Genomic DNA, 12,864 nt, shown 5'->3' on the forward strand with positions numbered 1-12,864 from the left:
GAATCTGACGTGAAGTTTTGGTCAATAACTTGATGCAGCACTGAAAGCTGCGCTCGAAAGTTAAAGTAGTTTGTTAAGAGTAAGATTTTTTCGGTATTACAAAGGCGCTTCGGCTGTTGATTGAAGCAGGGTGGGAAAAGGCTATTACCGCGTTTGCCGCTGCCGGAGTTTCAGACCAGGCCGGCTGATATTACACAGCCACGTCTTCTTTGTTTCAAGCAGGGAAAGAAAAAGGTGGAGAGTCGATCTGTAAGCCGGGTTCTGTCTTGAACAGTCATTCGTCTACGATGGCCATCACTGGACATCTTTAGCAACCTACCCGGTCCCAGCGCGGGCCACGCCTTGGGACCCTATTTGGTCTTGCTCCAAGTGGGGTTTACCTAGCCACGAACTGTTGCCAGACGTGCGGTGCGCTCTTACCGCACCTTTTCACCCTTACCGGCGCTTGCGCGCTTAGGCGGTTATTTTCTGTGGCACTTTCCGTAGGCTCACGCCTCCCAGGCATTACCTGGCACTTCGCCCTATGGAGCCCGGACTTTCCTCCCCCCCCTAATTTTCATAGAGGGCAGCGACTGTCCGATCGACTCTCCGCCGCGAAGGTTAACGGCAGAGCGCCGGAAGAACAAGCGCTAAAACCCTCCAGACCGCCATGGGCGACGGCTTACACGCCTTTCTGTTTATCCAGCGCGACCTGATACAGCACGTTTTTGCGCTCGCCGGTGATTTGCGCTGCCAGTGCGGCGGCGCGCTTGAGCGGCATTTCCTCCAATAGCAGATCGAGGATGCGCATGGCTTCGCTGCTGACCGCGTCCTCCGACTCCGGCGCCGTCCAGCCGGCCACCAGCACCACGCACTCGCCGCGCTGCTGATTGCTGTCGGACTCGACGAACGCACGCAGTTCGCTGAGCGGCAGGCCTTTGAGGGTTTCGAAGGTTTTGGTGATTTCCCGCGCCAGCAGAGCCTGACGCTCGCCGCCAAACACTGCTTCCATATCCTGCAGGCATTCGAGAATGCGATGCGGCGCCTCATAGAAAATCAGGGTGCGCGGCTCTTCTTTGACTGCTTCCAGCCGCGCCTTGCGCCCGACCGACTTGGCCGGCAGAAAACCTTCGAAGATAAAACGGTCGGACGGCAAGCCCGCCGCCGACAGCGCTGCGATCAACGCACAGGCACCCGGCACGGGCACTACGTTGATGCCGGCCGCACGGGCCTGACGCACCAGGTGATAACCCGGATCGGAGATAAGCGGCGTGCCGGCATCGGAGATCAGCGCGACGTTGTCGCCCGCCAGCAACCGGGTAATAAAGCGGCTACCCTCATCCCGTTCGTTGTGTTCGTGACATGCGGCCAGCGGCGTGCCGATGCCGAAGTGCTGCATCAGGCGCGCCGAATGCCGCGTGTCTTCCGCTGCAATCAGGGCCACTTCACGAAGGATCTTCAAGGCCCGGGCGCTGATGTCGTCCAGGTTGCCGATGGGCGTCGCCACCACATAAAGCGAGCCAGCAGCGGAATTCAAAGGACCTGGAGCAGTCAAAGCGCACACCTCGTGATCGGTAAAAGCGGCCATTGTAGCGCGTCATGAGGCTTGCGATGCGCTCCGGCCGAGTGCGGTTTTTCGCCCGGTTGTGCGCTGCCGCAACATTTACTCCAGCTAAATTGACCGATTCACGCCAGTAACATCGCGCCCCGGCCAGTGCTTGGGTACAATTCCACGCTAATTTGATCGAGTATCAGGAACACTTACATGATCGCTTGCCTGCGGCTGTTCACTGCCCTCTGCCTCGCTGCCTTGTTGGCCGCGTGTGCCAGCTCCCCTTCCTCCAGCCTTGGCGAACTTCCACGGACTCCGGACGCCAGCATCGAGCAACTGCTCGAACAGGCTGCCCAGGCTAAAACCCCGGAACAAGCCGCCCTGCTGCGCCTGAGCGCGGCGGACCAGGCTTACCGCCAAGGCAATGCCGGCCAGTCCGCGCAAATCCTGCAACAAGTGCCGGTGGAGCAACTCAAGCCAGGCCAGCAGATTTTCGCCAATACGCTGTCCGCCGAACTGGCCATGACGCGCAATCAGCCGAAAGCTGCGCTGACCGCCCTGAGCCATCCGAGCTTCCAGAAGCTCGGGGAAATGCCGGAAGAGCAGCAAGTGCGCACTGGCACTGTTCACGCCCGCGCCCTTGAAGCCGACGGCCAGACACTGGCCGCTGCCCGCGAACGTGTGTTCATCGCACCGATGCTGGAAGGCGAAGCGGCGAGCAAGAACCACGAAGCGATCTGGACCCTGATCGCTTCGCTGCCAACCGATCAATTGCAACCGAACAACACCGACGATCTCGGCGGTTGGATGGCTCTGGCGCAAGCGGTGAAAACCGCAGGCACGCTGGAACAGCAACAAGCCGCGATCGACAACTGGCGTGGGCAAAATCCAAAGCACCCGGCGGCTGTCAACCTGCCGCTGCCATTGACCAAACTCAAGGAACTGGCCAGCCAGCCACTGAGCAAAATCGCCCTGCTGCTGCCACAGGACGGCCAGTTGGCGTCGGTCGGCAAAGCGCTGCGTGAAGGCTTCATGGCCGCGCATTATCAGGCGCAACAGGCCGGCCAGAACCCACCTGCCATCGAGTTCTACGACAGCTCGAAGCTGACCTCGATGGACGAGTTCTATCGCAAGGCTCAGGCTGACGGCGTGCAACTGGTAGTCGGCCCACTGGAAAAACCACTGGTCAAGCAACTGAGCACTCGCCCGCAACTGCCGATCACCACCCTGGCGCTGAACTACAGCGAAGGCGAGCAAGGCCCGGCGCAGTTGTTCCAGTTCGGTCTGGCGGCTGAAGACGAAGCTCGCGAAGTTTCCCGTCGCGCCCGTGCCGACGGCCTGCATCGCGCCGCGATCATGGTGCCGAAGGGCGAATGGGGCGATCGCGTCCTACGCGCCTTCAGCCAGGACTGGCAAGCCAATGGCGGCAGCATCGTTGCCACCGAGCGTGTCGATCAGCCGGTGCAACTGGCCCAGCAGATTGCCGACATGTTCCAGCTGCGTCAGAGCGAAGCTCGCGCCAAGAGCCTGCAGAATGTTGCCGGCACCAATGTCGCCGCGCAGCCTTCGCGTCGTCAGGACATCGAATTCATCTTCTTGGCCGCCACGCCGCAACAGGCCCAGCAGATCAAGCCGACCCTGAATTTCCAGTACGCCGGTGACGTGCCGGTCTACGCGACCTCCCACGTCTACAGCGCCAGCGGCGACGTCAATCAGTACAACGACATGAACGGCATTCGCTTCTGCGAAACCCCATGGCTGCTGGAAACCAGCGATCCGCTGCGCCAGCAAGTAGCTGCGCAATGGCCGCAAGCCAATGGCAGCCTCGGTCGCCTGTACGCCATGGGCGCCGATGCCTATCGCCTGGCACCGCGCCTGGGTCAACTCAAGGCCCTGCCGGACAGCCGCATCGAAGGTCAGTCGGGCAGCCTCGGCATGACCCAGACCCAGCGCGTTGTGCGCCAGTTGCCGTGGGCACAGTTCGTCAGCGGTCAGGTGCAGCGCCTGCCGGACACCCCGCGCTGATGCCCGACAGGTCACGCTCGCAAAGCGGCAAGGATGCCGAGCGCCAGGCGCTCGAACATCTGCAACAACAAGGTCTGCGCCTGTTGGCGCAGAACTGGTTATGCAAACGCGGCGAGCTTGATCTGGTCATGCTTGATGGCGATACAGTAGTATTCGTTGAAGTTCGCTACAGAAAAAACACTCAATGGGGTGGCGCGCTCGCCAGTATCGACGAGCGCAAGCAGCAGAAACTGATCTTTGCAGCACAGTATTTTCTTCAGCGCGAGTCGCGTTGGGCCAATTCCCCCTGCCGCTTCGATGTGGTGGCAATCGACAGCCACCCGAATCAGCTGAACTGGTTGCAGAATGCTTTCGACAGTTGATCGCCTGCACCCTGCCCCGTTTTCGTCCGACACATTTTGCTCTTTGCTTTGCCGGCTGCACATTCACGTGCCGAACAGCCGCGCCACTTAAGGTCACACAGATGGACATGCAATCCCGAATTCGCCAGCTTTTTCAGGCCAGTATCGACACCAAGCAACAGGCGATGGACGTACTTGCACCGCACATCGAGCAAGCCAGCCAGATCATGGTCAACGCCCTGCTCAACGAAGGCAAAATGCTCTCGTGCGGCAACGGTGGTTCGGCCGGCGATGCCCAGCATTTTTCTTCGGAGCTGCTCAACCGCTTCGAGCGCGAGCGTCCGAGTCTGCCGGCGATTGCGCTGACCACCGACACTTCGACAATCACTTCGATCGCCAACGATTACAGCTACAACGAAGTGTTCTCCAAGCAGATCCGCGCCCTCGGCCAGCCGGGCGATGTACTGCTGGCGATTTCGACCAGCGGCAACTCGGCGAACATTATTCAAGCGATCCAGGCCGCACATGATCGCGAAATGATTGTCGTAGCTTTGACCGGACGCGATGGCGGCGGCATGGCGTCGCTGCTGTTGCCCGAGGACGTCGAGATTCGCGTACCGGCCAACGTCACTGCACGTATTCAGGAAGTCCACTTGCTGGCGATCCATTGCCTCTGCGATCTGATCGACAGCCAACTGTTCGGGAGTGAAGAATGACCCCTAATCGCCTTGGCCTTCTGGCCTTGACCCTGTGCCTCGGCATCAGCGGCTGCACCTCGGTGGTAAATGCCAGCCGTGAAGCGCCGATCGAAGACGACCGTGGCACGCGCACCTTCGGCAGCAAGATCGACGACTCGCTGATCGAAACCAAAGCAGGCGTGAACATCGCCAAGGCCGATCCGGCACTGGACAACGACTCGCACATCGTCATTACCAGCTTCAACGGCGTGGTATTGCTCGCCGGCCAGACGCCACGCGAAGACCTCAAGGCCAAAGCCGAACAGGCCGCCGCCAACGTCCAGCGCGTGAAGAAGGTGCATAACGAACTGCAAGTGCTGCAACCGTCCTCCCTGCTCGCGCGCCAGAACGACGCGTGGCTGACCACCAAGATCAAGACCCAGATGCTCACCGACGCCAGCATTCCTGGCTCGCGCATCAAAGTCGTGACCGAGAACGGCATCGTCTATCTGCTGGGCCTGCTGACCAAACAGGAAGCCACTCAGGCAACCAATCTGGTTCAGGGTGTGTCCGGTGTGCAGAAGATCGTGAAGCTGTTCGAATACATCGACTGACCGTAAAAGGCAGACATAAAAAAGGCGATCCATCCGGATCGCCTTTTTTTATTTCACAACCTTCAAGCTTGGCCGGCCACTCGGACGTGGCGGCTCGCTGCCCGGTGGCGGCGAGTCGTCATCCGGATCGATGTCTTCCTCGTCGTCCATCGGCAACTCGAGGTCAAACACCATGCCCTGGCCGTTCTCCCGGGCGTAGATGCCCAGGATCGCGCTGATCGGCACGTAGAGACTGTGCGGAACACCGCCGAAGCGGCCTTCGAACGTCACCACGTCGTTGTCCATGTGCAGATGACGCACGGCACTGGGCGAGATGTTCAGGACGATCTGGCCGTCACTGGCAAAACCCTGTGGCACCTGCACCGCCGGGTACTCGGAGTTGACCAGCATGTGCGGGGTGCAATCGTTATCCACAATCCACTCGTAGAGCGCGCGGACCAGATAAGGTCGACTGGAGTTCATAGCGGCTCCTTAAGCCTTAGCGCATATCGCGTTCGACACCAGACAGACTCGCCTGGAAAGCCTCACGCGCAAACTGACGCTCCATATAATCAAGCAGCGGCTTGGCCGGCCGCGGCAGTTCAATACCCAGAATCGGCAAACGCCAGAGTATGGGTAATAGGCAGCAATCCACCAGACTTTGTTCCTCACTGAGGAAGAACGGTTTGTCGGCAAACAGCGGCGAAACGCCGGTCAGGCTTTCGCGCAGTTCCTTGCGCGCCACAACCCGTGCAGCCTCTTTGCTCTTGGGATCCAGAATCAGATCCACCAGCCCGCACCAGTCACGCTGAATCCTGTGGATCAGCAGACGACTGTTGGCCCGCGCCACCGGATAAACCGGCATCAGCGGCGGGTGCGGGTAACGCTCATCCAGATACTCCATCACCACGGTCGACTCCCACAACGCCAGGTCACGATCGACCAGCGTCGGCAGACTGCCGTAAGGGTTCACCTCAATCAGTTTAGGCGGCTGGCGGCCCGCTTCCACGTAGATGATTTCGGCGCTGACACCCTTCTCTGCAAGCACGATGCGCACTCGGTGGGAATAGTGGTCGGCGGGGTCGGAGTAACAGGCCAACCGATTGGTCACGCCCATGGCGATCCTCCTCGCTTGTTGAATTTGTCGGAACCGGAAAAACGCGCGCGCCCAGAGGGCACCTCCCGCAGGGTCTGACTGAGCAGACCCTGCTTTAGCGGAGGCGCCCTTGGGCGCGCGCGATTAACAGCAATGCTTGAAGCGTATCAGTGCACGTCTTTCCAGTATTCACGCTTGAGCAGGTAGGCGAACACAAAGAAGAACGCCAGGTACAGCAAGACATAAGTACCGATGCGCTGATGTTGCAGCTTAACCGGGTTAGCCGAGTAAGCCAGGAAGGTTACCAGATTCTTGACCTTCTCATCGAACTGCTCTTCGTTCAGAGCACCGGACTTCGGCACGATGGTCAACTGATCACACGCTTCATGAGTCAGCGGCGTGCCGGTCAGCGGATCGTATTGCTTCTTGCCGTCCTCGACGATCTGCACCTGCTTGCAGCCGACGACCTGCCGACCTTGCAGGCCGACCAGCACGTTAGGCATGCCGACGTTCGGGAAGACCTTGTTGTTCACGCCCCATGGACGCGCCGGGTCTTCGTAGAACGACTTCAAGTAACCGTAGAGCCAGTCGGTGCCGCGTACCCGCGCTACCAGAGTCAGGTCCGGCGGCGCTGCGCCGAACCAGGTCTTGGCGTCGGCCGGCTGCATGCCGATGTTCATGTGGTCGCCAATCTTGGCACCGGTGAATACCAGCTTCTCCAGCATCAACTCGTGCGGAATGCCGAGGTCATCGGCAACGCGCTCGTAACGCTGGAACTTGGCGCTGTGGCACCCCATGCAATAGTTGGCAAAGGTCCGTGCACCATCCTGCAGGGCGGCTTTGTCGGAGACGTCGATATCGACACTTTCCAGTTCCGGACCATGGCCCCCGGCAGCAAAAGCCAGGGAAGGCAGCGCAGTAAAAATCAGAGCAAGAAATAACTTTTTCATCAGCCAGTCACCCTTTCCGGAACCGGTTTGGTCTTCTCGAGCCGGGTGTAGAACGGCATCAGAATGAAGTAGGCGAAATACAGGAAGGTGCAGACCTGCGACAGCAACGTGCGCCCCGGCGTCGGCGCAAGAACGCCGAGGATGCCGAGAATCACGAAAGAAATGCAGAACACCACCAGCCAGATTTTGCTCATCCAGCCCTTGTAGCGCATCGATCTCACCGGACTGCGATCCAGCCATGGCAGCACGAACAGCACCGCAATCGCCGCGCCCATGGCGATAACGCCCATGAGCTTGTCCGGCACCGCACGCAGGATTGCGTAAAACGGAGTGAAGTACCAGACCGGGGCAATATGCTCAGGCGTCTTGAACGGGTTAGCCGGCTCGAAGTTTGGTTTTTCGAGGAAGTAGCCGCCCATTTCCGGGAAGAAGAACACAATGAAGCAGAAGATGAACAGGAACACCACGACACCGACAATGTCCTTCACCGTGTAGTACGGGTGGAAGGCGATGCCGTCCAGCGGGATACCGTTTTCGTCTTTGTGCTTCTTGATATCGACGCCGTCAGGGTTGTTCGAGCCCACTTCGTGCAGCGCCAGGATGTGCAACACCACCAGACCGAGGATCACGATCGGCAGCGCGACAACGTGCAAGGCGAAGAAGCGGTTCAGGGTGATTCCGGAGATCAGGTAGTCACCACGAATCCACTGGGTCAGGTCATCGCCGATCAGCGGAATCGCGCCGAACAGCGAGATGATCACCTGGGCGCCCCAGTACGACATCTGGCCCCACGGCAGCAGGTAACCCATGAACGCTTCGGCCATCAGCGCCAGGTAGATCAGCATGCCGAACACCCAGACCAGCTCGCGCGGTTTCTGGTACGAACCGTAGAGCAGGCCGCGGAACATGTGCAGATAGACGACGATGAAAAACGCCGAAGCGCCGGTCGAGTGCAGCAGACGCAGGATCGAACCGTACTCGACGTCGCGCATGATGTATTCGACGGAAGCAAATGCCTCTTCTGCCGACGGCGTATAGCTCATCGTCAGCCAGACGCCGGTAACGATCTGGTTGACCAGCACCAGCAGCGCCAGCGAGCCGAAGAAATAGAAGAAGTTGAAGTTTTTTGGTGCGTAATATTTGCTGAGATGGTCTTCCCACATTTTGGTCGCGGGAAAGCGCGCATCAACCCAATCCATGAACTTGCTCATCACGCTTTCTCCGTATCGACGCCAATGACAATCAGGTCATCGGTCTCATAGGAATGCGGGGGAACTGGCAGGTTCAAAGGCGCAGGTTGCGACTTGTAGACGCGGCCAGCCAGATCGTAGTGGGAACCGTGGCACGGGCAGAAATAGCCGCCTACCCAGTCCTTGCCCAGATCCGCAGGTGCCACTTCGGGACGGAAGGTCGGTGAGCAACCCAGGTGCGTACAGATCCCGATCAGCAGGAGAATTTCCGGCTTGATCGAACGTACTTCCGGGTCGACATAAGTGGGTTGCGTGGAGTTTTTGGAGGTCGGATCGGAGAGCTGACCCTCGATCTTCTTGAGATTCCCCAGGATTTCCTCGGTACGGCGGACAATGAACACCGGCTGGCCGCGCCATTCAGCAATCATCTGCTGGCCTGGCTCGATTTTGCTGACATTCACTTTCACCGGTGCACCGGCAGCTTTCGCCTTGGCACTGGGAAACCATGACCCCACGAACGGGACCGCAGCCCCCACCGCTCCTGCAGCACCCACCACGGATGTGGCTGCCACCAGGAAGCGACGCCGGCCTGCATTCACGCCGTCATTGCTCATTCAGTCCTCTCCCATCAGCTTTTTTGGCCTGTTAAATCAGGCGTCTACTAAATAAATCAAATGTTACTTATAAAAATTTTGCCCGAATGGTAATGAAAACCCCCAATTCTGACAAGGTTAATTCCCCGGGGATCAACCCCTCAAGCCTTGGAGTATAGGGGGTCTACGGCTGTGGCAAGTTGTCACAACGCAATTCTTTGATAAATCGCACGCATAAAAAAACGCCCGCTTCCGTGAGGAGGCGGGCGTTCTTTTTTGAACGTGGAAGCGGAATTAACGCTTCGAGTACTGCGGACGCTTACGCGCTTTACGCAGACCAACTTTCTTACGTTCAACTTCACGGGCGTCGCGGGTAACGAAGCCAGCTTTGCGCAGAGCGCTACGCAGGGTTTCGTCGTAGTCCATCAGAGCGCGGGTGATGCCGTGGCGGATTGCGCCAGCCTGACCACTTACACCACCGCCGATCACGGTGACGTAGATGTCGAACTTCTCGACAGTCTCGGTCAGCTCCAGCGGCTGACGAACTACCATGCGGGCAGTTTCGCGGCCGAAGAAGTTATCCAGCGAACGGTTGTTGATGGAGATGTTACCAGTACCCGGACGCAGGAAAACGCGTGCGGTTGCGGTCTTGCGACGGCCAGTGCCGTAATTTTGAGTCGCCGACATAATGAACTATTCCGTTAAATCTTCAGTTCTTGGGGCTGCTGAGCAGTATGAGGGTGTGCAGCGCCCGCATAGACTTTCAGCTTACGGTACATGTCGCGACCCAGTGGGTTTTTAGGCAGCATGCCTTTAACCGCGGTCTCGATCACGCGCTCAGGGGCTTTGGCGATCAGCTTTTCAAAGTTGATCGACTTGATGCCGCCCGGGAAACCGGAGTGGGAGTAGTACATTTTGTCAGTGGTTTTAGCGCCGGTAACACGGATCTGCTCGGCGTTGATGACGACGATGTAGTCGCCGGTGTCAACGTGAGGAGTGTACTCAGGCTTGTGCTTGCCACGCAGACGGCTCGCGATTTCGGTGGCCAGACGACCCAGGGTCTGACCAGCAGCGTCGACGACAAACCAGTCGCGCTTTACTGTTTCCGGTTTAGCAGTAAAAGTTTTCATTCTTTATAGCCTCAGGGGCCGCCTGTAAATAAGACGGCGGATCTTACTGAATAGTGCGTACTTTGACAAGTCAAAGGCAGCCGGATACAGACGCTTTCGGGGGCTCGGGTCGGCGCGTCCGTTCAACGGCAAGATTCTTCGGCGGCGGCGCATCACTTCCACTGCAGAAAGAGGTCGGCAATTATGCAGATTGCGAAAAATTTTTCAACCTGCTTTTATGATTGTTTTGCCCAAGGAGCACCCGATGGACTATCGCCAGCTAGGCCGTACCGATCTGAACGTGAGTGCAATCTGCCTCGGCACCATGACCTGGGGCGAGCAAAACACTGAAGCTGAAGCCTTCGCCCAGATCGAAAGGGCCAAGGAAGCCGGGATCAATTTCCTCGACACTGCCGAAATGTATCCGGTGCCGCCCAAAGCCGAAACTTACGCCACCACCGAGCGCTACATCGGCAATTACTTCAAGAGTCGCGGTGACCGTGCCGACTGGATCCTCGCCAGCAAGATCGCCGGCCCCGGCAACACCATCGACTACATCCGCGACAAGAACCTGCGCCACAACCGCCAGCACATCACCGAAGCACTGGACGGCAGCCTCAAGCGCCTGCAGACCGATTACATCGATCTGTACCAACTGCACTGGCCGGAACGCAGCACCAACTTTTTCGGACAGCTGGGCTACAAGCACAAGATCGAAGCCAACCTGACGCCACTGGAAGACACCCTCGAAGCCCTCGACGAGCAGGTGAAGGCCGGCAAGATCCGCCACATAGGCCTGTCCAACGAGACGCCGTGGGGCACCATGCGCTTTCTGGCTCTGGCCGAAGCCCGTGGCTGGCCGCGTGCAGTGTCGATCCAGAACCCGTACAACCTGCTCAACCGCAGCTTCGAAGTCGGCTTGGCCGAGATCGCCATCCGCGAACAGTGCGGCCTGCTCGCCTATTCGCCGCTGGCGTTCGGTTTCCTCTCCGGCAAGTACGAGGGTGGCGCCCGTCCAGCGAAAGGACGCCTGAGCCTCTACAGCCGCTTCAGCCGCTATTTCAACCCGCAATCCGAAGCGGCGTGCAGCCGTTACGTTGCATTGGCCCGTGAACACGGTCTGGACCCGGCGCAAATGGCACTGGCCTTCGTGACCCAGCAACCGTTCGTCACCAGCAACATCATTGGCGCAACGACGCTTGAACAACTGGACAGCAACATTGCCAGTTTTGATCTGAAACTGTCCGATGAAGTGCTGGCCGGGATCGAGGCGATTCACAAGGATCATCCGAATCCGGCGCCATAACTGACCGCCAAAAGCTTCGCGAGCAGGCTCGCTCCCACAGGTACGGTGATCCCCTGTGGGAGCGAGCCTGCTCGCGAAGAGGCCAGTCGGATTACCTCAACAGCGGAACGCGGAGCGTCCCCGGCGGCATTCCCACGCAGAGCGTAGGAACGATCATCAAAGCGACCGCGCAATAATCTCTTTCATGATTTCATTGGTGCCGGCATAAATCCGCTGCACCCGCGCATCCGCCCACGCCCGGGCCACCGGGTATTCCCACATGAAGCCGTAGCCGCCATGCAGTTGCACGCATTCGTCGAGCACTTTGCATTGCAGGTCGGTGCCCCAATATTTGGCCATCGCCGCCGTCGGCACATCGAGTTTGCCTTGCAGATGCAGCTCCAGGCAGCGGTCGACAAAAACCCGGCCGATCTGGATCTCTGTAGCCATTTCGGCCAGTTTGAAGCGGGTGTTCTGGAAATCGGCAATCGACTTGCCGAACGCCTTGCGATCACGGGTGTAATCCAGCGTCCATTGCAACGCCGCTTCAGCCGAGGCCAGGCCGCCAATCGCCACGGTCAGGCGCTCTTGCGGTAACTCCTGCATCAGATAGGCAAACCCGGCCCCCGCCTGGCCGAGAAGGTTCTCCTTCGGCACGCGCACGTCCTGGAAGAACAGTTCCGAGGTGTCCTGCGCCTTCATGCCGACCTTCTCCAGGCGCTTGCCTTTCTCGAAGCCCGGCGTATTCGCCTCCACCAGGAACAGGCTGGTGCCCTTGGCCCCGGCCTTCGGGTCGGTCTTGGCCACCACGATGACCAGATCAGCCAGAAAGCCGTTGGTGATAAAGGTCTTCGAACCGTTGATCACATATTCGTCACCGTCGAGCACCGCCGTGGTTTTCACCCCTTGCAGGTCGGAACCGGCGCCAGGCTCGGTCATGGCGATCGCCGTGACCATTTCCCCTGAGACCAGTTTCGGCAGGTATTTGTGTTTCAGCGCCTCGCTGCCGTAATGCAGGATGTACGGTGCGACGATGTCCGAGTGCAGCGAAAAGCCGATGCCGGTCAGTCCCAGACGCCCGACTTCTTCAATCACCACGGTGCTGTAGAGGAAATCCGCGCCGAGCCCGCCGTACTCTTCCGGCAGATGCGAACAGAGCATCCCCGCCTCCCCCGCCTTGTTCCACAGTGCGCGATCGATGTGCCCCTGCTTCTCCCACTGCGCGTGATACGGCACGGCCTCTTTTTCGAGGAAAGTTCGCACGCTGTCGCGGAACAATTCGTGTTCGGGGCTGAACAGGGTTCTAGGGATCATGCGGCACCTTTCTTTGTTGTTGGAGGGATTCGGCTCTCAGAGACTAAGCCCCGCTTCCGCTACGGGACACTGGACACATCCGACAAAAAATAAGACGATCCAGCCGTCTGGTGACCACTTTCCCTTATAAAAACAAAACATAAGTTGAATTATGTCTAAG

At 58.8% G+C, this 12,864-nt stretch carries 14 protein-coding genes and 1 other RNA gene; 5 read left to right on the top strand and 10 right to left on the bottom strand.

The annotated features are described in order from the left end of the window. Nucleotides 1-234 precede the first annotated feature (234 nt). Together rnpB and rsmI are read right to left on the bottom strand one after the other, a co-directional pair. Nucleotides 235-588, bottom strand: an RNA gene (rnpB, locus tag NF676_RS22315) — RNase P RNA component class A. Nucleotides 589-661: 73 nt separating this feature from the next. Next, nucleotides 662-1,567 carry a 16S rRNA (cytidine(1402)-2'-O)-methyltransferase gene (gene rsmI, locus NF676_RS22320; RefSeq protein ID WP_016773267.1) on the bottom strand — a complete coding sequence of 302 codons (906 nt, stop codon included), beginning with the start codon at nucleotides 1,565-1,567 and terminating at the stop codon, nucleotides 662-664. A 177-nt stretch (nucleotides 1,568-1,744) separates the two neighbouring features. Here rsmI and NF676_RS22325 point away from each other — a divergent pair, with 177 nt between their 5' ends. From NF676_RS22325 to NF676_RS22340, 4 genes are all read left to right on the top strand, one after another. Continuing rightward, the gene (locus tag NF676_RS22325) at nucleotides 1,745-3,556 is read left to right on the top strand and encodes a penicillin-binding protein activator (protein WP_252886786.1); all 1,812 of its coding nucleotides are present in this window, start codon (nucleotides 1,745-1,747) and stop codon (nucleotides 3,554-3,556) included. Continuing rightward, entirely contained in the window at nucleotides 3,556-3,918 is a 363-nt protein-coding gene (locus NF676_RS22330; protein WP_016773265.1) for a YraN family protein, read from the top strand. Before NF676_RS22325 ends, NF676_RS22330 begins: the two co-directional genes overlap by 1 nt. Nucleotides 3,919-4,019: 101 nt before the next feature. Then, complete coding sequence (locus NF676_RS22335) at nucleotides 4,020-4,613, top strand: phosphoheptose isomerase (protein ID WP_008082788.1); 594 nt, start codon at nucleotides 4,020-4,022, stop codon at nucleotides 4,611-4,613. Continuing rightward, nucleotides 4,610-5,188, top strand: coding sequence for a BON domain-containing protein (locus tag NF676_RS22340; protein ID WP_024014250.1), 579 nt, complete (start codon nucleotides 4,610-4,612; stop codon nucleotides 5,186-5,188). Before NF676_RS22335 ends, NF676_RS22340 begins: the two co-directional genes overlap by 4 nt. 48 nt (nucleotides 5,189-5,236) lie before the next feature. On the opposite strand, the gene NF676_RS22345 is transcribed toward NF676_RS22340, so the two are convergent. From NF676_RS22345 to rplM, 7 genes are all read right to left on the bottom strand, one after another. Further along, complete coding sequence (locus NF676_RS22345) at nucleotides 5,237-5,650, bottom strand: ClpXP protease specificity-enhancing factor (protein WP_016773263.1); 414 nt, start codon at nucleotides 5,648-5,650, stop codon at nucleotides 5,237-5,239. 16 nt (nucleotides 5,651-5,666) lie between these two features. Continuing rightward, nucleotides 5,667-6,284, bottom strand: a complete 618-nt coding sequence (locus NF676_RS22350; RefSeq protein ID WP_007961620.1) for a glutathione S-transferase N-terminal domain-containing protein — start codon at nucleotides 6,282-6,284, stop codon at nucleotides 5,667-5,669. Between the two features lie 146 nt (nucleotides 6,285-6,430). Continuing rightward, nucleotides 6,431-7,213: a cytochrome c1 gene (locus NF676_RS22355; protein ID WP_016773262.1), complete on the bottom strand. Its 783-nt coding sequence runs from the start codon at nucleotides 7,211-7,213 to the stop codon at nucleotides 6,431-6,433. Continuing rightward, a complete protein-coding gene (locus NF676_RS22360; protein ID WP_016773261.1) occupies nucleotides 7,213-8,424 on the bottom strand; it encodes a cytochrome b in 1,212 nt (403 codons plus the stop codon). The genes NF676_RS22355 and NF676_RS22360 overlap by 1 nt, the downstream gene beginning before the upstream one ends. Continuing rightward, nucleotides 8,424-9,017 carry a ubiquinol-cytochrome c reductase iron-sulfur subunit gene (gene petA, locus NF676_RS22365; RefSeq protein WP_007917031.1) on the bottom strand — a complete coding sequence of 198 codons (594 nt, stop codon included), beginning with the start codon at nucleotides 9,015-9,017 and terminating at the stop codon, nucleotides 8,424-8,426. The genes NF676_RS22360 and petA overlap by 1 nt, the downstream gene beginning before the upstream one ends. A gap of 273 nt (nucleotides 9,018-9,290) precedes the next feature. Further along, a complete protein-coding gene (gene rpsI / locus NF676_RS22370) occupies nucleotides 9,291-9,683 on the bottom strand; it encodes a 30S ribosomal protein S9 (RefSeq protein WP_003228056.1) in 393 nt (130 codons plus the stop codon). 14 nt (nucleotides 9,684-9,697) lie between these two features. Next, on the bottom strand, nucleotides 9,698-10,126 hold the full coding sequence (gene rplM, locus NF676_RS22375) for a 50S ribosomal protein L13 (protein ID WP_003228062.1): 429 nt from the start codon (nucleotides 10,124-10,126) through the stop codon (nucleotides 9,698-9,700). Between the two features lie 244 nt (nucleotides 10,127-10,370). On the opposite strand from rplM, the gene NF676_RS22380 reads away from it, so the two are divergent. Further along, a complete protein-coding gene (locus tag NF676_RS22380) occupies nucleotides 10,371-11,411 on the top strand; it encodes an NADP(H)-dependent aldo-keto reductase (protein WP_056790225.1) in 1,041 nt (346 codons plus the stop codon). Nucleotides 11,412-11,567: 156 nt separating this feature from the next. On the opposite strand, the gene NF676_RS22385 is transcribed toward NF676_RS22380, so the two are convergent. Next, the gene (locus NF676_RS22385) at nucleotides 11,568-12,704 is read right to left on the bottom strand and encodes an acyl-CoA dehydrogenase family protein (protein WP_041479969.1); all 1,137 of its coding nucleotides are present in this window, start codon (nucleotides 12,702-12,704) and stop codon (nucleotides 11,568-11,570) included. Nucleotides 12,705-12,864: the final 160 nt, after the last annotated feature.

The sequence above is a fragment of the Pseudomonas siliginis genome, assembly GCF_024072275.1.
Lineage (GTDB): Bacteria > Pseudomonadota > Gammaproteobacteria > Pseudomonadales > Pseudomonadaceae > Aquipseudomonas > Aquipseudomonas siliginis.

Excerpts from the sequence above, each read along its gene's own strand:
- rplM (WP_003228062.1), bottom strand. The coding sequence starts at position 10,126 with ATGAAAACTTTTACTGCTAAACCGGAAACAGTAAAGCGCGACTGGTTT.
- NF676_RS22345 (WP_016773263.1), bottom strand. The coding sequence starts at position 5,650 with ATGAACTCCAGTCGACCTTATCTGGTCCGCGCGCTCTACGAGTGGATT.
- NF676_RS22350 (WP_007961620.1), bottom strand. The coding sequence starts at position 6,284 with ATGGGCGTGACCAATCGGTTGGCCTGTTACTCCGACCCCGCCGACCAC.
- NF676_RS22380 (WP_056790225.1), top strand. The coding sequence starts at position 10,371 with ATGGACTATCGCCAGCTAGGCCGTACCGATCTGAACGTGAGTGCAATC.
- NF676_RS22335 (WP_008082788.1), top strand. The coding sequence starts at position 4,020 with ATGGACATGCAATCCCGAATTCGCCAGCTTTTTCAGGCCAGTATCGAC.
- NF676_RS22325 (WP_252886786.1), top strand. The coding sequence starts at position 1,745 with ATGATCGCTTGCCTGCGGCTGTTCACTGCCCTCTGCCTCGCTGCCTTG.
- rsmI (WP_016773267.1), bottom strand. The coding sequence starts at position 1,567 with ATGGCCGCTTTTACCGATCACGAGGTGTGCGCTTTGACTGCTCCAGGT.
- petA (WP_007917031.1), bottom strand. The coding sequence starts at position 9,017 with ATGAGCAATGACGGCGTGAATGCAGGCCGGCGTCGCTTCCTGGTGGCA.
- NF676_RS22330 (WP_016773265.1), top strand. The coding sequence starts at position 3,556 with ATGCCCGACAGGTCACGCTCGCAAAGCGGCAAGGATGCCGAGCGCCAG.
- NF676_RS22355 (WP_016773262.1), bottom strand. The coding sequence starts at position 7,213 with ATGAAAAAGTTATTTCTTGCTCTGATTTTTACTGCGCTGCCTTCCCTG.
- NF676_RS22385 (WP_041479969.1), bottom strand. The coding sequence starts at position 12,704 with ATGATCCCTAGAACCCTGTTCAGCCCCGAACACGAATTGTTCCGCGAC.
- NF676_RS22360 (WP_016773261.1), bottom strand. The coding sequence starts at position 8,424 with ATGAGCAAGTTCATGGATTGGGTTGATGCGCGCTTTCCCGCGACCAAA.
- NF676_RS22340 (WP_024014250.1), top strand. The coding sequence starts at position 4,610 with ATGACCCCTAATCGCCTTGGCCTTCTGGCCTTGACCCTGTGCCTCGGC.
- rpsI (WP_003228056.1), bottom strand. The coding sequence starts at position 9,683 with ATGTCGGCGACTCAAAATTACGGCACTGGCCGTCGCAAGACCGCAACC.